The organism is Microcystis panniformis FACHB-1757, assembly GCF_001264245.1.
GTDB lineage: Bacteria > Cyanobacteriota > Cyanobacteriia > Cyanobacteriales > Microcystaceae > Microcystis > Microcystis panniformis.
Genome location: NZ_CP011339.1, coordinates 731986 through 751220 on the forward strand (window position 1 = coordinate 731986; position 19235 = coordinate 751220).

Annotated in this window: 11 protein-coding genes and 5 pseudogenes; 5 read left to right on the top strand and 11 right to left on the bottom strand. The window is 40.7% G+C overall.

Annotated elements, in window-relative coordinates; genetic code table 11:
• The first annotated feature begins 8 nt into the window (after nucleotides 1-8).
• On the top strand, nucleotides 9-332 hold the full coding sequence (grxD, locus tag VL20_RS03515) for a Grx4 family monothiol glutaredoxin (protein ID WP_052278371.1): 324 nt from the start codon (nucleotides 9-11) through the stop codon (nucleotides 330-332).
• A gap of 327 nt (nucleotides 333-659) precedes the next feature.
• On the opposite strand, the pseudogene VL20_RS03520 reads toward grxD, so the two are convergent.
• A pseudogene (locus VL20_RS03520) lies at nucleotides 660-2398 on the bottom strand (mechanosensitive ion channel family protein).
• 182 nt (nucleotides 2399-2580) lie between these two features.
• Between VL20_RS03520 and lipA the strand changes: the two are divergent.
• Together lipA and VL20_RS03530 are read left to right on the top strand one after the other, a co-directional pair.
• Nucleotides 2581-3465 carry a lipoyl synthase gene (gene lipA, locus VL20_RS03525; RefSeq protein ID WP_052275625.1) on the top strand — a complete coding sequence of 295 codons (885 nt, stop codon included), beginning with the start codon at nucleotides 2581-2583 and terminating at the stop codon, nucleotides 3463-3465.
• A gap of 281 nt (nucleotides 3466-3746) precedes the next feature.
• A complete protein-coding gene (locus VL20_RS03530) occupies nucleotides 3747-4874 on the top strand; it encodes a class I SAM-dependent methyltransferase (protein WP_052275626.1) in 1128 nt (375 codons plus the stop codon).
• 47 nt (nucleotides 4875-4921) lie between these two features.
• Here the strand turns inward: VL20_RS03530 and bchB are convergent, their stop codons facing one another.
• From bchB to VL20_RS03560, 6 genes are all read right to left on the bottom strand, one after another.
• On the bottom strand, nucleotides 4922-6448 hold the full coding sequence (gene bchB, locus VL20_RS03535; RefSeq protein WP_002761981.1) for a ferredoxin:protochlorophyllide reductase (ATP-dependent) subunit B: 1527 nt from the start codon (nucleotides 6446-6448) through the stop codon (nucleotides 4922-4924).
• A gap of 155 nt (nucleotides 6449-6603) precedes the next feature.
• Entirely contained in the window at nucleotides 6604-7200 is a 597-nt protein-coding gene (locus tag VL20_RS03540; RefSeq protein ID WP_002740297.1) for a ParA family protein, read from the bottom strand.
• Nucleotides 7201-7401: 201 nt separating this feature from the next.
• A complete protein-coding gene (locus VL20_RS03545) occupies nucleotides 7402-7989 on the bottom strand; it encodes a hypothetical protein (RefSeq protein WP_052275627.1) in 588 nt (195 codons plus the stop codon).
• A gap of 1322 nt (nucleotides 7990-9311) precedes the next feature.
• The gene (locus tag VL20_RS03550) at nucleotides 9312-9785 is read right to left on the bottom strand and encodes a tRNA (cytidine(34)-2'-O)-methyltransferase (protein WP_081417878.1); all 474 of its coding nucleotides are present in this window, start codon (nucleotides 9783-9785) and stop codon (nucleotides 9312-9314) included.
• A gap of 160 nt (nucleotides 9786-9945) precedes the next feature.
• Complete coding sequence (locus tag VL20_RS03555) at nucleotides 9946-10287, bottom strand: hypothetical protein (RefSeq protein ID WP_052275628.1); 342 nt, start codon at nucleotides 10285-10287, stop codon at nucleotides 9946-9948.
• A 393-nt stretch (nucleotides 10288-10680) separates the two neighbouring features.
• Nucleotides 10681-11724, bottom strand: a complete 1044-nt coding sequence (locus VL20_RS03560) for a DNA cytosine methyltransferase (RefSeq protein ID WP_052275629.1) — start codon at nucleotides 11722-11724, stop codon at nucleotides 10681-10683.
• 353 nt (nucleotides 11725-12077) lie between these two features.
• Between VL20_RS03560 and VL20_RS03565 the strand changes: the two genes are divergently transcribed.
• Nucleotides 12078-13582, top strand: a protein-coding gene (locus VL20_RS03565) for an IS5 family transposase (protein ID WP_128575130.1) whose coding sequence is annotated in 2 segments (ribosomal slippage) — nucleotides 12078-12837 and nucleotides 12837-13582 — 1506 coding nt in all. Because the reading frame shifts where the segments join, the coding sequence is not laid out codon by codon here.
• Between the two features lie 218 nt (nucleotides 13583-13800).
• Here the strand turns inward: VL20_RS03565 and ltrA are convergent.
• Nucleotides 13801-15646: pseudogene (gene ltrA, locus VL20_RS03570) on the bottom strand (group II intron reverse transcriptase/maturase).
• A gap of 770 nt (nucleotides 15647-16416) precedes the next feature.
• A pseudogene (locus VL20_RS03575) lies at nucleotides 16417-16809 on the bottom strand (IS1634 family transposase); the annotation flags it as partial.
• Between the two features lie 68 nt (nucleotides 16810-16877).
• Here VL20_RS03575 and VL20_RS33565 point away from each other — a divergent pair.
• A pseudogene (locus VL20_RS33565) lies at nucleotides 16878-17066 on the top strand (hypothetical protein).
• A 141-nt stretch (nucleotides 17067-17207) separates the two neighbouring features.
• Here VL20_RS33565 and VL20_RS03580 read toward each other — a convergent pair.
• On the bottom strand, nucleotides 17208-18206 hold the full coding sequence (locus tag VL20_RS03580) for an IS630-like element ISMae24 family transposase (RefSeq protein ID WP_052275630.1): 999 nt from the start codon (nucleotides 18204-18206) through the stop codon (nucleotides 17208-17210).
• Between the two features lie 82 nt (nucleotides 18207-18288).
• Nucleotides 18289-19203, bottom strand: a pseudogene (locus VL20_RS03585) (IS1634 family transposase); the annotation flags it as partial.
• Nucleotides 19204-19235 lie beyond the last annotated feature (32 nt).

The window sequence follows — 19235 nt, forward strand, 5'->3', positions numbered from 1 at the left end:
CTAGACCTATGACACCCGAAACTAAGGACAGAATCGATCAATTAGTTCAGAATAACAAAGTTCTTGTGTTCATGAAGGGCAATAAATTAATGCCTCAGTGTGGTTTCTCGAATAACGTCATACAAATTCTCAATATTCTGGGGGTTTCCTACGAAACTGTCGATATTCTGGAAGATCAGGAGTTAAGACAAGGAGTTAAGGAGTATTCCAATTGGCCGACTATTCCCCAAGTCTATATCAACGGTGAGTTTATTGGCGGTTCCGACATTATGATCGAACTCTATCAAAATGGGGAACTACAACAAATAGTCGAGGTAGCCTTAGCTTCCTAAAAATTTTCTAGGTTAGGTTAGCTATCCTAACCTAGTTCCAACCTACCAAACAGTAATCAGTGATCAGTAATCAGTGAAAAGACGGCAATTTTCTACTTAGGGTTTGCGGCAAAAAGTACGGGCGAAGCATTCGGGCAATAACCTATCGGTGAAACCGTAGATTTTCTATCCGAATGCTTCGCCCCTACAGGACGCGGAGTGATAACTGCACTGATAACAAATCCGTTTTTAATAGTGTGATTAACTCTCAAGTTATGAATTGTTTCTCCCTTATCCCCACACCCCACTCTCCTATACCTTTTAAACAGGATTTAGTATCACTCCCCTTTAAAACTGTCCTTTGAATTCTTCTCTATCTTGTGCTATCAGGAAACTTTGTTGGGGAATACCGATGTGAATTCCCTTCTCCTCAAAAGCAATTTTTAGACGACGACGATACTCTCTTTCTATGTCCCATTGTCGTAATCTTTTGACGACAATTCTGAGCATAATTTCCATCCCCGTGTGAGAAACCCGACTGACACCAGCAACCTGCACGGGATTGATGATATCTTCTTGCCATTGTGGATCTACAGCCATATTTTCAGCGATGGCTGCCATTAAAGAGATCGCCACATCTGCCTCAGTCTGATAGGCGACTTCGATGGTAAAATTGACTCGCGCCCAATCTTTACTGAGGTTGTGTGCGCTAATAATTTGGTTATGGGCAATAGTGATTAAACGTCCATCGGCAGCCCGCAATTGAGTCGCTCGCAAACTCATATTTTCCACCAAACCGATAAACTCCTGAAACTGGATCATATCACCGACAGTGTACTGATCTTCAAAGACAATCAGAAAACCGTTAATCCAATCTTTTAAAAGATCCTGAAAGGCAAAGGTGAGCAATGCTCCCACTAAACCGGCTCCCGTGAGTAAAAAGGCGAAAGAAAGACCCATCCAACTCAAAAAAATCAAAATTCCTAGAAAAATGGCGATAAATGTGATCATTTCTCGCCCAACTTCTAATAAAGTGGGAGCGCGCAGAATCCTCCTTTCCAAATTTTCCGAAAAAACCGCTCCTTCCTCTACCCACTCCCGTAGCCGAAAATTAACGTAGAGATTAACCATATTGCTCACTGATGTCATCAGCAACCAGATAATAAAAATCTGTAAAGGAATACGAATTATCCCCCGTCCTTCTAGCCTAGTTTCAGGAAATACATACAAAATCGCCGCTACTCCGCCAAACCAGAGCAGTATCAGTCCAATAAGAGCCAGTCTTTTCCAGAGAATATTTAACGTCAGTTGTCGCTGAATATCAGCCTGTTGACGGAAATTAGAGGAATCTTCTAGAGCGGCTAAAATCGGCTCTTGGGAGCGATCTTTTCTGGGGGGGAATTTATGGCTAAATTTCGATCAGATTGACTTTTAGCCTGTTTTTTGAGGAGATTAAAGCGATTTCTTAAACGTTTCTGCCACCAAATTGATACCCAGCTTAAGAAAATTAGCCCCGAAATAATTATAGCGGCAGTCATTACCTGTTGTCGGCGAGCGGCGGGTTGACGTTCTTGCCAAGCTTGGAGCAAAGCTGTTTTGATGATTTTGACCCATCGGTCTGCTAAATCGTCAACCGAAGAAGAATCGATCAGGGCATCAACTTCTGTTACTGTCAGAATTACCTGTTGCGGTAAATTCTGGTTATCCCTAGCCACAATCACAGTTAAATTATTGAGAGTCGCCGGACTGACTTGCAAGGTTGTCGGATCGAAACCCCCATTGATAATATTATTTAAGCCTCTTTCAATGCGCCTAGCCCGTCTTTGTACTGGGGAGAGTTCCTGGGCCTCAGAAGCGGTAAAATCTTGGGAGGCAATCTCAAATAAGGCAAATCCATCTAAATACACGGAAGTATATTCTATATCCCCGGCTACAAAAATCCTTGTCCCCGTGGGAGATGCAAATGGAACCAGAAAATTTTGGGCCAGGGATGGCAGGGAATTAAGAACACATATACTAATTAACAGGCAACTCGCCAATCTTTGAATGACCAGATTGAAAATTTTTCCCCGTTGCCGTCGTCCCATTGCCCAAGTTTCCTTTTTGATTAACAATGATCTTGAGTCGCTTTCTCAGCTGATGACAGTTATCTTAAGGGTGAGATCAAAAGTTTTCGTTTTGGGGAGTCGGTCGTCTCTCTCCCTTCTCCCCTCTACCCACTGATAACTGATAACTGCAATCCCCAACCCCCAACATTAGTTAACTTCTCATGTCCAATATACCCCCACAGTGGCGCGAGGAAATCACCTCTTTACCCCCTTGGTTACGGCGTTCACTCGGCAAATCTAGCGAAATCTCCACGGTTCAGCGCATTATCAAACAAAGGAACATTCATACTATCTGCGAGGAGGGTCGCTGTCCCAATCGCGGCGAATGTTATGCCCAAGGTACGGCGACTTTTTTGTTGATGGGTCCCACCTGTACCCGGTCCTGTGGTTTTTGTCAAGTGGATAAGGGTCATGCACCCATGCCTCTCGATCTGGAGGAACCGCAAAAAGTGGCGGAAGCGGTGCAATTGTTAAATTTAAGTTACGTTGTCTTGACTTCTGTGGCCAGAGATGATCTGGAAGACGGCGGGGCCAGTTGGTTTGTGCGGACGATGACAGCCATTCGCGAACTCAATCCCCACACTTTAATTGAGGTGTTAACCCCGGATTTTGCTGGAGGTAAGGGAAGTCAACAGGAACGGGTGGCGACGGTGGTAGGGGCAAAACCTGCCTGTTATAATCACAATATCGAGACGGTGCGCCGTTTGCAAGGGCCGGTTAGACGCGGGGCTAAATATGATCGCTCTTTGGCGGTTTTGCGTTATGTTAAGGAAATCGATCGCTCAATTCCGACGAAATCTGGCTTAATGGTCGGTCACGGTGAGACAAAAGAGGAAATTATCGAGACTTTGGCAGATTTACGGGCGATCGACTGCGATCGAGTTACTATTGGTCAATATATGCGTCCTTCTCTGGAACATTTGCTCGTACAGAAATATTGGACTCCCTCAGAATTTAGCGAGTTAGGAGAAATTGCCCAAAAAATGGGGTTTTCTCAGGTTAGGTCTGGGCCGCTAGTCCGCAGTTCCTATCATGCGGGAGAGTAAATCAGTTATCAGTTATCAGTTATCAGTTATCAGTTATCAATTATCAGATGTAAGTTTTAAGTTATCAGATGTAAGTTTTAAGTTAATTAGTTAGTTATCTTTATATTTATAAGTACCTAGGCAAAATTAATTACACATTTCGATAAAGCTTTTGCCTCTTGCCTATTGCCTCTTGCCTGTCTTCACTAGGAAATTTATTTTGCATGACTACTTACCTGTTTACTGTTTACTGTTTACTGTTTACTGATAACTGAAAAATCTTCCCCACTTCCCTGATCAAGATGAATTTAGAAGCAATCATCCTAGAGGAAATTAAACAATCAGCAGCGGGTCGAATTAGCTTTGATCGCTGGATGGATTTAGCTCTCTATCACCCCGATTATGGCTATTACACCTCTGGAAAAGTAGAAATTGGCTCAAAAGGAGATTTTTTTACTTCCTCGTCCCTAGGGGCAGATTTTGGCCAATTGTTGGCGGATCAATTTGTCGAGATGGCGGAATTTTTAGGCAATTCGCGAGGATTTACTTTAGTGGAAGTGGGAGCAGGTTCGGGAATTTTAGCGAAGGATATCCTTGATTATTTGAGTGATAGCTATGCTGATTTTTATCAAAATCTCAGTTATATAATTATCGAACAATCTCAGAAACTCAGGGAAAGACAACGGGCAACTTTAGCGGGATATTCCCTGGTATCTTGGCAAAGTTGGCCGAATTTAGCTGATAATTCCCTTGTGGGTTGTGTGTTTAGTAATGAGTTAATCGATGCTTTTCCTGTCCATCGAGTTGTGATCGAGTCGGGAGAATTACGAGAAATTTATCTGGGATTGGGGGAACCTTTTCAGGAGATTATCACAGATTTATCCACCGACAGAATCAAAGACTATTTTGATTTAGTGGGGATAAATATTCCTTCCCCACTTTATCCGGAGGGTTATCAAACCGAGGTAAACTTATTAGCTTTAGACTGGTTAGAAACCGTTAATCGGAAACTCGATCGAGGTTATATCTTAACCATAGATTACGGTTACACTGCCGAAAAATATTATCATCCCCAAAGAAGTCAAGGAACCCTACAATGTTATCGACAACATCAGCGTCATGATCATGCTTATTTCTGGGTGGGAGAACAAGATATTACCACTCATGTGGATTTTACTGCTTTACAACGTCAAGGGGAGAAATTAGGCTTAAAAAATCTCGGTTTTACTCAGCAAGGATTATTTTTAATGGCTTTGGGATTAGGGGATAGATTAAATCAACTTTCTCAAGGAAAGAGCGATATATTAACTATATTTCAGCGTCGAGATGCCCTACATCAATTAATCAATCCCACCGGTTTAGGAGGATTTGGAGTGTTAATTCAGGGGAAAGGAGTAGAAGAAAGAATACTTAAGGGATTAAGTAGATAACTAAAAAATAGGGCTGAATGCTGTTAACTTTCAGCCCCAAGAAATGATTAAGCTCCTACGGATTCTTTAGCCGCATACATTACCTCTAAAGTTATTTCACCAATACCTCGCTCCCGGGCAAATTTTTCGGTATTTCGTTTGACTTTCCCCCGCACAAAACCGGGTATTTTCTGCAATTCTACCGTAGCTTCCTTATTCCAATTTAGGTCAGAATCTGCCGAAATACCTTTAGTAATTACCTCTTTAGTATCATGACCACCAAATATCTCTAATAGGTGATCTTCCATACCCAAAGTAAAGGAATTATAGACCAAATCGGCGATCTGATTAGTGCCTTCGTAACCTAAGAAAGGTTTATAACCGAGGGGGAAATTTTGGATATGAATAGGTGCAGCAATTACTCCACAGGGAATATCTAAACGTTTGCCGACGTGACGTTCCATTTGAGTACCAAATATCGCCGCTGGTTCTAATCGAGCAATAGCGTCTCCGATCGCCCCATTATCATCACTAATTAACACTTCATCGCAATATTCACTCACTTGTTCCCGGAACCAATCGGCATCATACTTGCAATAAGTACCCGCTAAAACCACATGGATTCCCATCTCTCTGGCGAGAATTTTTGTCATAGCGGCTGCGTGGGTATTATCACCAAAAACCACCGCTTTTTTCCCTGTCAAATTCTGACAGTCAATGGAACGAGAAAACCAAGCAGCTTGGGAGATATGCAGAGTTTGTTCATTGATAAAATCTTCGTAATCTACTGCTGCACCTTGGGCATTAATTACCTCTTGGATTTTGCGAATACAGCGCGCTGTTTCCACCACTCCCATGGGGGTAATATCAACGTAGGGCATAGCGAATTCACTTTCGAGATATTTGGCTGTCATTAATCCCACTTCTCGATAGGGAACCAGATTAAACCAAGCGCGGGGCAGATTTTTTAAGTTGTCCACCGAGGCAGCTTCGGGAATAATTTCGTTAACTTCAATGTCCAAATCTGCCATTAACCGCTTTAATTCCGTGCGATCATGTTGGTTATGGAAACCGAGGGTGGTAATACCAATAATATTAACCGAAGGTTTAGGGGTTTTCTGGGAGATAATTTCCCCTTTTCTCTGGGCCTTATCGAGATAATATTTGATAATTTGATAGAGGGTTTTATCGGCCGCTTGTAGTTCATTATAGCGATAGTGGTTAACATCGGCCAGCAGCACATCTCCTTGGGCATCCTGTCGCGCTCTTTCGACAAAGTTTTGTAAATCCTCTTGGAGAATGCTGGAGGTACAGGTGGGGGTTAAAACGATTAAATCGGGACTTTCTTCGCGATCTTTGCGAACAATATTATCGACGACTTTTTCTTGGGAACCCCGGGCTAAAACATTACGATCAACAATACTAGCAGTGACGGGGGTAAAATTACGCTCCCTTTCCAGCATCGAGCGCATGACGTTAAAATAATCGTCTCCCAGAGGAGCGTGCATGATAGCATGAACATTTTTAAAGGAACTGGCGATCCTTAACGTGCCAATATGAGCGGGACCCGCGTACATCCAATAGGCCAATTTCATAGAGGGTTCTCCTACAGTCAGACTTTTTTGATTGTCTCAGACTTTACCGATTTAGGAGTGAACACTTAACGGAAGATTACAAAAAGTCCCCATGCAGATTAAGTATCTTTTTGGGGAAAAATGACACAAATATTAATATTAACTTTTTTAACAATTTATGTCATTAGGGCAAAAATTTCTTTACCGACCGCTTGGTAACAAAGCCAACCGAAATTCGACCGGGGGTCGGGATAATCTTTGACGATGACTCCCTTTTCGGCCGCTCGTTCAAAAGCAACTAAACGGGGAATTTCTCGCTTAAATAGGGGTAATTTTGCTTCTTCTAGAGCTTTCCGAGCTTCTCGTCCTGTTTTTGTCCGTGAATCCACTTGGGTTAAAAGAACTCGATAATTATCGGTCATCGTGGACAGCAATTCTGCCGCTTTAATGGTGACATCGATATCGAGATGATTGGGAGTGGTGGGTAAGATTAATAAATCGCTGCCCTGAGCTAAATCTTTTAACTCGTCCGGCTCCGGCCGGGCCTGGGTATCGACGATAATATGAGTGTATTGTTTCACCAGTCCCGTCGCTCCAGCTTGGGACGCTACCATAAAAGGAAGGGTATCTTCCCGGGACCAATGGAGAGCCGAACGATTTTTATCCGCATCAATCAATAGGGTGGGCGCTTTTTCTTGAAAATAGGCGGCCAAATGAATCGATGTGGTGGTTTTCCCGACCCCTCCCTTCAGTGCTACGACGGAAATAATCATGAACGGCTCGATCAAATAAGTGAGTATTTTCTAGTGTACTCCCAGACGGACTGAAAACCGTCTAAGTTTCCCCCCAGAAAGGCTATCAGTCAGGATTCTAGATTTTTGAGCCTGGCTCTCTCGACATTTTGCTGTAAAGTGTCCCTTGATGTTAGATTTTGGGCTGATACCCTCCCTTAGATGACGATAACTTTTGCCGCTTTAAAGCACACATCTATTATCTTGGCGAATATCCCAACTACCGTCAACACGGAATAAAAATAAACAGCGTTTGTCGGGTGTACCGGAAGCAACTAAAGTAATTCTGCCTAACTGTCCCCAAGAACCCCCTAACCCCCCCTTTGTATCGGCCCAACTAGCGCGATAAATTGTACCTTGATTACCCACAGGTCCACTAACTCGGCGTAGGGTAGAATTATCAGTATCGATGCTAACACCAGGAGTGATGGGAGTCCAATCGGTGACATTTTCACATTCATCCCCTTGCACTTTTGCCACTTTAATCTGTTCAGTTTCACTTGCTGCCATGCACAAAGATAGGGGATGAGAACCTCCTCCTGTGGCTTGATAACGGGTATTTTTCCACTGTTGTGATATTTCAAAGGTGGCGATATTTAAGCGAATCCAAGCCATTAAACGATGATAAACAGAAAGGGCAATGGTTAAGAGAATTCCTAATAAAATTAGGGTAACTAACATCTCGACTTGAGTTAAGCCAGAGGTGGATTTTTGCCGATTAAAAAGCTGTAAATTGCGAAAAGTATTGGGAGTAAGGTCGAAGATATTCATGAGCCTAATCTTGCCTTTTTATTTTCAATAAATTATGGGATTAGAAAGGAGCAAAAATTAATTTGCGCTAGGATAATCCACATAATTTCTTGCTGTTATTACGGACAAAATTGACTGCGATCTCTATTTTTCCTGATATGGGCAAAAATGAGCTAAATAAAAGCAATTTTCTGATTTTTTGCTCAATTTAGTTTATTTGCCCTGTTTATATAGGGCTGGCTGAATAATGGTAAAAACCTTGTTGGGTAAGACTTTTAGACTTTTTGTCAATCAAAAAGTACCAGGCATGGGAGTGATGAGGGGGAAAATTGAGGCACTTTTTCCCTGAAAATTAGGTAATTGGCCACCTCAAAACCGGTAAAACCCCACACCCCACACCCGTTACAGTAGAGCAGGAAGTCGCCTTCCCACCCCCTGCTTCAAAACCGGACTTACGACTTTCGCCGTATCCGGCTCCTGAGTAACTAGGCTACTGTCATTAGTAGAATAATAAGTAGTCATGCAAAATTAATTACCTGCCCGATCGAGCTAAAACCCTTACGGGGCAATGATCGTCATGTGTAAATAATTTTGCCTAGGTACTTAATGGGAATTATTATTTCCTTGTCTATTCAACCCTCTTGGCTGTATCCCCACCAGACAAGATTGTTGGTTTTAGGGCGTATATGACCGTTGATTGTTGCTTAGACTTCCTAGTTACCCGTCCTTTGTCAGCATATCTTTGATATTACTCAAAGCCTTGGCTTTTAAGGACATCCTCTCCCTCTATTGACTTGCGGATGGTTTCCTACTGCCCCAAACGGGCAGAGTCAATCAGGGTTACTTCGTTCCCTATAACCATTGGTTGAACCATTAGGATGATACTGTCCACAACAGAGTAACGGGAATGCCTTACTGATAGTGGTATGAGCTATCAGCCCCAACTCTGTTAACTTTTGTTTCGAGCCTGTCAGCCTTTTGGCTCGTGGGTGTTGACGATGGTTAATTCGTATCTTCGCCCCAGGGCTATCCATAGGTTCTGGCTCAACGGGTTTCTGATTTAGGCTATCAGATACCGCTTTTTTTTCCTCGCTCACTACCTCAGATGTACCAAGTCTAAAGCAGCAGGAAATGCCGTCACTCTAGGCATCTAGAGGACAGGACTAAGGTTATTACTAACCCGCACCTGTATGGTTATAAAGTTATCAAGGTACTACATTTACCAAGCGGCTAATCCTCTAAACGTCTTACTGTCTAGTTTCTAGCCAACGAATCGCACCACACCCCACACCCTGTCCCCACGAAAAACTTTTTCAGCAGACCCTATATAGCAAAATGTCCCACTAACGAATAAATCCCAATTGTCGTCTGGCCTCAAATAATCCGATCGCCACACTAACGGAAAGATTTAAACTTCTCACCCCCGGTTCTGCCATGGGAATATAAACCGTGTCATCGCACTTATTTAATAAATCTGCCGGAATACCGTCGGTTTCACTGCCAAAAAGTAGCCAATCTCCGCTTTGATAGCTGTATTCCACATAACTACTGCTGCCGCGCACGCTAAACCCGATCGCCCTTCCGCCGCTCTTTTGTTGATATTCACAGAAGTCATCGATTGTCAAGTAGTACATAAGTTTTACATAAGGCCAATAATCTAAGCCGGCCCGCTTCAGATAGCGATCGCTAATTTCAAAACCCAAGGGACCAACTAAATGCAATTCTGTCCTCGTTGCGGCGCAAGTACGGGCAATATTTCCCGTATTTGGCGGAATTTGCGGATTGATTAAAACCACTCGTAAAATCGCTTCAGTCATCAGTTATCAGTTATCAGTTATCAGTTATCAGTTCACTGTTCACGGCAAAAAACTCCCCACCTCTCAATTCATAATTGATAATTTAAATTTATAATTCCCACTTCCCATCTCCCTTGGGTGAGGACTAACTATACTGGATTCTGCCCCACCCTAGTCAAACTTATTTTAAATTGGTATAACTATCCATACTCAACGGGACTAAATCGCCATGGATGGTCAAACCTAACAACATTGTTTCATTAGCGGGGATTAAATTGCCTGTAAGAGCGCAAATCTCATTTTTTCTGGCTGTAGCGTTAAATACTGCCCTTATATCGCTGGCACAAAACTGAGGTCGATAATCTCCTGATTTCTGCTGAACGAAATTCCACAAGACATCGCGAATGAGTGCTTGATATCCTTGATTGCCGGAAATCTCTTTCAGCTTGTCTTTGAGGACTCTTTCCAGACGAATGCTGGTGACTTCCATATCGGTAGTGGTGGTGCGTGTGATTGTCCGCATAATTGTTTCTCCCGAATACTAAAACCTATTGGTGTTACAAGTGTAGTATAAGAAAGATACCTTTAACAAGCACAACCGGCGAAACCATCACCTCTGCTGCTCTTTTTATTGTTACCTCATGGCTATTTTTCCCATTTTTGAACTCTCGAAAATTAATTATGCAACAAGTCCACTGTTAATCCAGTTAGAGTCGAGCCTAAACAGCGATCGCATCGTTCCAATAATAACTATTATTAAGTAGGGAGGCACAATTATTTGTAGGATGGGTTAGCGGTAGCGTAACCCATGCGGGCGTTGGGTTTCATGCTTCAACCCAACCTACGTTCATCTTATATTTAATTCCACCCACCTACTTAATATACCCAAACACCTAGAAACAATTGCTATTTTTCCTCAGATTGACAATAAATCTAATTGTCTCCCCTGTAGGTCTTTAAGGCTGATATTTTCTTGAGAATCTCTGGATAAATCTAAAGCTTTAATCACCTCTTTTGCCACCGCTTCTACCACGGGAATAGCCACAGAATTACCGAACTGTTTATAAGCTTGGACATCACTAACAACAATCTGAAAACTATCGGGAAATCCCTGTAATCTTGCCCATTCTCTGGGAGTCATTCTGCGGACGAATAATTTATTTACTTCTCCCTTAATGCGAGTAACGGGAGTGAAATTAGTCAGTCTTTTATCGATAACTAAATTTCTTTCTTTTCCCATACCTCCCACCACAATAGCATTAGCGATACCATCGGGAGAAATAATCTCATAACCGAACCCATTACCTTTATTTTGGTGTCTGTCCTTGTGTTTAAACAAAGTTTCTAAATACTGATTAGAGAGATAATATTTAACGCTGACTTCCTTTTCTTCTAGGATATCTTTGAGACAAGTTTCTTGATGGGTTGGTTGAGGATAGGAAAAATAGTAAATATTTAAATCCTCTCGAAAACCGACGATAAAAATTCGGGGACGGTTTTGAGGAACCCCAAAATATCTGGCATTTAAAATCTGGGGACTAGGGACAAAATAATGCAGATCCTTTTCTAATATATCTAAAATAGTTTTTAAAGTTTTACCTCGATCATGATGGACTAAACCCTGGACATTTTCTAAGATAAAAGCTTTCGGTTTCTTTTCGTGTAAGATCCGGGCAACTTCAAAAAATAAGGTTCCGCGTGCATCTTCAAAACCGTGTTTTCTGCCGGCGATACTAAACGCTTGACAGGGAAACCCGCCGCACAGTATATCATGATCGGGGACAGTTTTTGCCTCTAATTTTCTGATGTCTTGATTATCGGGTAAATGACCATAGTTAGCTAAGTAAACCTTTTGGGAGTGAGGATCGATTTCCGAGGAAAAAACGCATTGACAACCGAGATTCTCTAGAGCGATTCTAAATCCTCCTATACCGGCAAATAAATCAATAAAAGTCCACATATTTTATCTATTCTAAGCTTCCGTTTTGATCCCAGAGACGATATTATACTAAATCTGGGGCTCTTCTCGACTTTGTGTGATAATTTTTGCTTATGGAGTCGTGAAATGCTTATTGGGCAAGACTTTTAGGGCTATTTTGCGGATATTCTATCAGTATAGACCTCGTTTCCACACAGAAACCAGAAGAGCCAATCTGGGTTATTAAAGACTGATTATTTAGGGTTTGCTGAATAACTGTGAAATACTTATGATATAAGGATTACAGCCATATTAAATTCCCAAAAAGTCAAGAAAAAGGGACAGAAAACGGCTAAAATTGCTAAAATACCCTTGCACTTATCCGACAAGAACATATGTACCGAAAAACGAACGAGTCTTCAATTGCCCCAGAAAACTTTGAGTTGCCTTTTGAGGGAAAATTATCAGCAGATAATCGCTGGATAATAATGGCAGAGTTAATTCCCTGGGAAGAATTTGAAGAAGAATATGCCCAAAATTTTGACGAAGAAATGGGTGCGCCAGCCAAACCATTTAGGATGGCATTAGGAGCATTAATTATTAAGGAAAAATTAAAAACAAGCGACAGGGAAACCATAGAGCAAATCAAGGAAAACCCCTATTTACAGTATTTTCTAGGGATGTCAGCCTATAGTAATGAAGCTCTATTTGATGCGACAATGTTCGTTAATTTTCGTAAAAGAATCAGTAAGAATTTAATCAATAAAATTAATAAAAGAATGGTGATGAGAGAGAGAAAAAAGAAGGAAATTGAAGAAAAAAGTGAAAGAAAAGAAGAAGAAAAAGAGAGTCAAATAAAAAATAAAGGAAAATTAATATTAGATGCAAGTTGCGCACCTGCTGATCTAAGTTATCCCCAGGATTTAGGGATATTAAATCAAGCAAGAAAGAAAACAGAAAACATTCTAGATTGTCTCTATCAAAGTTTGAGAATCAAGCTGAAGAAAAAGCCAAGAACTTATAGAAAAAGAGCGAGAAAAGATTATTTAAAAGTAGCCAAAAAACGTCGTTGTTCTCAAAAAGAAAGACGAGAAGCTATCAAGAAGCAACTGCAATATATCAAAAGAAATCTATCTCAAATAGAGAAATTAATCGAGGGGGATCAGAGTTAAGTAGTCTCAGCAAAAGAAACTACAAAATGTTGTTAGTGGTGACAGAAGTTTATCGTCAACAATTGTGGATGTGGGAAAATAAATCATCGAGAATTGATGATAGAATTGTGAGTATAACCCAACCACACATCCGCCCTATCGTTAGAGGAAAAGCAGGAAAACCAGTTGAATTTGGAGCAAAAATCTCAGTAAGCTGTTTTGAGAGTTATGTATTTTTAGACCATTTAAGTTGGGATAATTTTAATGAATCTGGGGACTTACAAGCGCAAGTAGAAGAGTATAAAGAATTCACAGGATATTATCCAGAATCAGTTCATGTTGATAAAATTTATCGAACTAGAAAAAATCTAGCTTGGTGTAAAGAAAGAGGAATTAGAATCAGTGGAGTTCCTCTAGGAAGACCACCTAAAAATATTAGTAAAGAAACTAAAAAACAAGCTCTTGAGGATGAAGGAATTCGGAATGCAATTGAAGGTAAATTTGGTCAAGCAAAAAGAAGATATAGTCTTGATTGTATCATGACAAAACTTGATAAAACTTCAGAAACTTCCATTGCCATTACTTTTTTAGTCATCAATCTTTCTAACCTGCTTAGACAGGTTAACTGTCTTTTTTTGTCCCTATTTCTTTATACATCTAAATTTAGCTTTATTCATCCCTCTTTGATTAGAAAAGATGATAAAAAAGCTGATTTCTCAACAGAAAAACTTATCTTAAATTCGGGCTGATTTTTGAGAGTTTTTGTTTTTTACTTTTTCAGCAAACCCTATTTATTCCCCTTTTTGCCTTTTGCATGAGTAGAAAACGGGTTTCTCCGAGAAACCCGTTTTCTGTGCGTTACTCAACGGATTTAGTATTAAACCGGCTATATTAGGGGTCGAGAAGGTCGTCACCGACCTCCCCTCCCATTCAGAACCGTGCATGAGACTTTCACCTCACACGGCTCCTAGTTTGACTGTTCCCTTGTTAAGGATACAGCTTGACTTCCTTTGGTTAACCTTGTATTATCTAGTTTGACTTCTGATTTTGTCAAACCAGATGGATTTAGGCTTCCATCGGTTGCCGATTTATCATCGTGACAGTGGCGGTGTAGTAATTGAAGGTTTTTATATTCATCCTTTCCGCCTAGGCTGAGAGGATGAATGTGGTCAACTTCAATTAAATCCGATGGGGTAAAATACTGCCCACATCGGCTACACTTGCCTTGTTGCTTCTTAAGTAGTTTGGCTACTCTTGTCGGTGTGTCGATTGCTTGTCCTCGTCTGGTCGCCCAGTAAGTCCAATTTCCGTCGAATGGTGATGCGTCGGGGCGTACTAGGGTATGTCTGACAATTGGTGTCCAATTATGTTTCCATAGATAGAGACCGTCTTTGGTTTGAAATAGCCAAGATTCTTGTCTTTCTTTCCCATTGCTAAGTTTAACTGTACCCGGTTTAAAGTAGTTTCTCAGCTTTTCGTAGTCCGCTTTACCGCATCTTGATTCTGTCCATGCCCTTAACATTGACCAGATTGTGTAGTCTAGTTTATTGAAGGTATCTGTGGATACTACTCCTGAGTAGTAGTTAGCCCAACCTCTAATAATTGGGTTTAAGTGACTAATCAAGGCTGATTGAGGTGCTGTCTTGTGTTTTTTGATTACACCTTTAATCGCTTCTGTGTGGGCTTTAACTGCTTTTTGGCTAGGTTTAATATGTGTTAGAAATGTTTTGGGTATTCCTTTATTTATTTTCCCTGCTTTATATTTTCCTGCTGGGTATTGCCTAATATTGAATCCTAGAAAATCAAAGCCGGGTTCCTCCGTTTTCCCATTGTATTCAATGGGGTTAAGTGTATGACACACTCTGGTTTTTTCTGGTTTGAGTTCTAATCCTATCGGCTTTAACCATTCAGAAATAGCAGTTTTGCACTGTTCAATGATTTTGAGTGATGGGGAAATTACTACAAAATCATCGGCGTATCTTATTAAAACAGCTTGATTTCTTTTATCACTCTTTTTGGGGAATAGTGTTTCAATCAATCTTGCCATTCCATCCAGTGCGATGTTGGCAAGTAGTGGACTTATTACCCCTCCTTGAGGTGTCCCTGTTTCTGTTTCTTCAAATACGCCGTTGTCCAATACTCCTGCTTTAAGCCATTGTTTAATATCTCTTTTCAAGGAACTTGGACAATGAATTTTGGACAGTAAAAGGTCGTGATTAATTCGGTCAAAACATTTGGCAATATCAGCATCTAATACAAAGTAATTACCTTTATTGATGGTTGAGAATATCCTTGATATTGCGTCCTGGGCTGACCTTCCCGGGTCGAAAACCGTAGCTGGTTCCTTCCATTTTTGACTCCCATTCTGGTTCGAGTGCCGATTTAATTAACGCTTGTCTAGCTCTGTCTTTGATGGTTGGTATTCCTAATGGACGTTTTTCATCCCTGCCGGGTTTAGGAATCCATACCCTTCTTAACGGTTTTGCTTTCAGTGTTCCTTTGATTTCTTCGGTTAGATTTAGCCTTTGTTCTGGGGATACTGCTATCATTCCATCGACTCCTGCTGTTTTCTTTCCTTGATTGTCTTGGGTTACTTTGCGTACTGCTAATAGACGAGCGTAGTATGATTTCACTAATAGACGTTGCAACTTTCTAACCTTTGCACCCTGTCCCGATTTAGCCGCTTGGTATATCCTCTTTTGGAGCTTGAAAACATATCTTTGGATTTTACCCCAGTTGATAGTTTTCCATACATTCGTAGTCTTAGTGGTTTTCGGTTTCCCGAACCCTTTACCTTCTCTCGATTTCGTCATATAGACTCCTACTAGACTCTATCCTTACAATCAAACCGTAACCTGTTAGCATATCTTGACTGTTACCGTCAAGCGTTGGCTTTTGGTTACATCTCACACCCTTGAAGGCTTGCGCTTACACTTATTACTACTGAGTATTTCGACCGATACTCAGAGCCTAAAAGGGTTTATCACGTTCCGTTTATATGGGCATTCCATCTTTAGATTTGTCCTATCCACCGGGGTACTTTTAAAGGTCTGTGTGAGTGAGAGTAAGATTTCCTCACTATTCCCCTTATTCTTTTGAACGCAGTGTGTCAACCTATTTCACTGCTTATTAATTACGATGGTTCAGGTCAGACATTCGGCTCACGCCTAATCATGGATGGTTGGCAGTGGTCTCGATTCTGGTGTTAGGTAACACCTCGGAGCCTTCCGTTCCCCGCTTCAGTCCCAGAATTGTGATTTCTGAATCTGGGGGTGGCTATCGCCGTTACTCTCACCTTGTAAAGATTTATTACAAGTGTATTGACCTTGAGTTCCCTTGCCTAGTTTGGTATCGGATGATACTAAACGTCGGGACATATAAACAGTTATAAGGTTGGTCTGTGTTGACCTCTTAGATTCAGTCGGGGGACTGAAGACCTTACTAGGCGGTTATTTCAGGCATTTCAGCCCTATTTCATGCCTAAACGTTTCGCACCTTAGATTTTAGTATAACTGGACTTCCCCGTTGACAAAAAGCCATAACCTGTGCTGTAGAAGGGATTAAGAAAATTTCCGCTGCCCCGTTACTGGGTACAAATCAGGGAAACTCCCAATAAATCTAACGCTTTTTGTTGCAGTTGGGTCGGTCGAGTTATCTTAGAAAAACGATAACTTCCCTCCCTAATCGTACATTCCACTGTATTCAAGCAAATTGTCCCCAGGTCTTCCAACAAAGTCCGAAAGCTATGCACAGGAAAATTCTCTTGATTCCGTTTTTTTCTCTCTTTAGATTGCACCGATTCACTGCGACTCGCCTTAATCACATTCAGAGAACCATCATCAATTTCTTCATCCTCAAATAACAAAGGAGCCAAGGACTGTTTTAAATGCCATTCCACATAATAAGCCAACATACATAAAAAGATATGGGCTTTAACTCTATCACCCTTATAATGATAGATAGGACGTACCTTTAAATGGCTCTTCGGTTTGTGTTATGCAATGGACGGGGGTTATAAGGGATGGAACCCTTATATAGAAAGGCATTTAGCGATTTTTGTCAATTGTTTTTGCTCTAGAGCGAACTAATCAATTAAGTCTCTTGCCAGATAAGGATTTAGTCGATTTATGCCCCCCTATCGAACCATACCAAGTAACGAAGAACCCTTTAAATCAATTGACTTATAACAGCGAAATGCCTCCTCCACTTGAGATAAACTTTTATAAGCTTTAACCGTCGTCGCTGCATCCATCAAGGTTGACTCCAGAGAAGTTCTTAACACATACACACCATCCAAGGCCGTTTCTTGAGCGATTAATTCCAGCTTACGCTGATAAGAAAAGCCTTCCTCTGTTATCTCTAGGTTATAAGTACCTAGGCAAAATTAATTACATACTCGCCTCCAAAATTGTCCAGCACTTTTTTAACGTAAGCGAGGAGGCTCTTTCGGTCTTTATAGGCGCTAAATTCAATCCATTCATATTTTAAAAATCTCCATAATATTTCAATTAAATTTAAATGAGGTGAATAAGTGGGCAACCAAAATATTTTCAAGTTTTTCTTTTCCCATTCCTCAAGTTTCTCCATAAATGCCTCGCTGGTATGAATGGAAGCTTGGTCAATTATTATGACGGTTTTTTTCTGTATATTTTGGCAATATTTATCCAGAAAATTAATAACTATCTCGCTAGTAACCGTTCCGACCTGTGTCTCATAAAATAATTGATTATCTCGTTTCATTATTCCTAAAATATTTAGTCTTTTACCTTCAATTGGTGGTAACTTTATCGTGGTTTTTTCTTCTTGCCAAGCGTAAGGAATACAAGGCTTTGAATCCCATCCCATTTCATCCAAATATCCTATCTCAATCTCTCCTCTTTTTTCCTGTTTTTTTAGTTCTTCTAAAATAGGTAGTTTGACCTCAAGCTCCCACTCATCAGGGGTTTTGGCGACCCCTCTTCTCACCCTTTTCCACCTCATGTTGATTTTTTTTATGAGTCTTTTTATCGTGTCTTTGCTTACGGTTAATTTCCATTCTTCTACAATTTTTATCTGGATTTTTTTTAAGCTTTTCGGTTCTTCTTTTACCCAGTCAATAACTTGTTGACCTTGTGCTTCTGTCAATTTAGGTTTTCTCCCTCTTCCTCGACGATTATAAAAACCAATTAGTTTTCTATCTTCCCAGGCCGTCAACCAATTATAGATGGTCTTTCTCGTAACTCCAAATATTCCGCTCAATTCTTCTATCGTGGTTCCCTGAAAACTTAAGAGTATACATTTCGCTCGCTCTCTTACTTGATGATGTTTACTAGCTCGATAAATTCTCTCTAGCATTTTCTGGCTCTCGGGGTTTAGGTCTCTAATCAATCTCATTGTATTTTCCTGCTGCTTCGTTTTTTTATGTATTATACTTCTTAATTTTTTATTTGGGTAATTAATTTTGCATGACTACTTAGTATTTATTGACCTTAAACTGATTAAGAACCTTGCCCACTCTCAAAGCTATCTTATCTTGACCCTTTAAAGCTCTTTTCTCCCTTTGAGTCGCTTGAACAATCAAATCTAGTTCCTTCTCTACCGCTTCTAATAATGCCTCTCTTTGTAGTTGATTTTTCTGGGCGATTAAGGGATTCCGACAAGCAATTAATCTTTCATCGGGATAATCTTCACTCTCAAATTCCACCAAGTTTACCTGATAAAATAATCCTAATTGAATCACTTCTACCTCAGCCAGTTTCCGAATTTGAGGCTTAGTTAAACCAGTAATATAGTCTAATCCTTCTATGGGTTTTACTAATTCCTTGATTTTCGAGTTGGTGAAAATTCCTCTATCGCTTACCCAGACCACATTCTCAATCCCCCAACCCTTTCTGACTTTCTCAATTTGTCCGCTTAAAGTAGCACCGTCTGAGGTGTTTCCTTCAAATACTTCTACCGCTATCGGACAACCCTTAGCTGAACAGAGCAGACCAAAAACTATCTGAGTTTTCCCTTTCTTTTTATCTCGATTATCACCATATTTTCCCAGTTCACAACCATCTCCTTCTAGGTAAGTAGAAGTGACATCATACAAGACTAATGTTCCTGATTCCAAGTGTTTAAGTGCTAGGTGCTTCTCAATTTTCTCTTGTTTTTCTAATAACCAATCTAAGGCGTTATATAATTCGTCTTCATCGGCTTTCTCTAAGTCTAACAATTGTCCTAAACTCTGACTGCAAGTTTCGCTATTAAACCCTCTCGCTGTGGCTAATTTCGATTTAGGATTGATGATTCTTGCCACAATCATCGCCACCACTACGTTTCTGATTCGTGAGGATTTTTCACTGATTATTTTATCTAAACCTAATTTTTTAATCGTCTCTAAAATAGCGGCTCTTCTGGTTTCTGTGTGTAAACGAGGTC

Bases quoted from the DNA above. Each gene is read 5' to 3' on its own strand.
- grxD (WP_052278371.1), top strand. From the start codon at position 9: ATGACACCCGAAACTAAGGACAGAATCGATCAATTAGTTCAGAATAAC.
- lipA (WP_052275625.1), top strand. From the start codon at position 2,581: ATGTCCAATATACCCCCACAGTGGCGCGAGGAAATCACCTCTTTACCC.
- VL20_RS03530 (WP_052275626.1), top strand. From the start codon at position 3,747: ATGAATTTAGAAGCAATCATCCTAGAGGAAATTAAACAATCAGCAGCG.
- bchB (WP_002761981.1), bottom strand. From the start codon at position 6,448: ATGAAATTGGCCTATTGGATGTACGCGGGTCCCGCTCATATTGGCACG.
- VL20_RS03540 (WP_002740297.1), bottom strand. From the start codon at position 7,200: ATGATTATTTCCGTCGTAGCACTGAAGGGAGGGGTCGGGAAAACCACC.
- VL20_RS03545 (WP_052275627.1), bottom strand. From the start codon at position 7,989: ATGAATATCTTCGACCTTACTCCCAATACTTTTCGCAATTTACAGCTT.
- VL20_RS03550 (WP_081417878.1), bottom strand. From the start codon at position 9,785: ATGACTGAAGCGATTTTACGAGTGGTTTTAATCAATCCGCAAATTCCG.
- VL20_RS03555 (WP_052275628.1), bottom strand. From the start codon at position 10,287: ATGCGGACAATCACACGCACCACCACTACCGATATGGAAGTCACCAGC.
- VL20_RS03560 (WP_052275629.1), bottom strand. From the start codon at position 11,724: ATGTGGACTTTTATTGATTTATTTGCCGGTATAGGAGGATTTAGAATC.
- VL20_RS03580 (WP_052275630.1), bottom strand. From the start codon at position 18,206: ATGAGATTGATTAGAGACCTAAACCCCGAGAGCCAGAAAATGCTAGAG.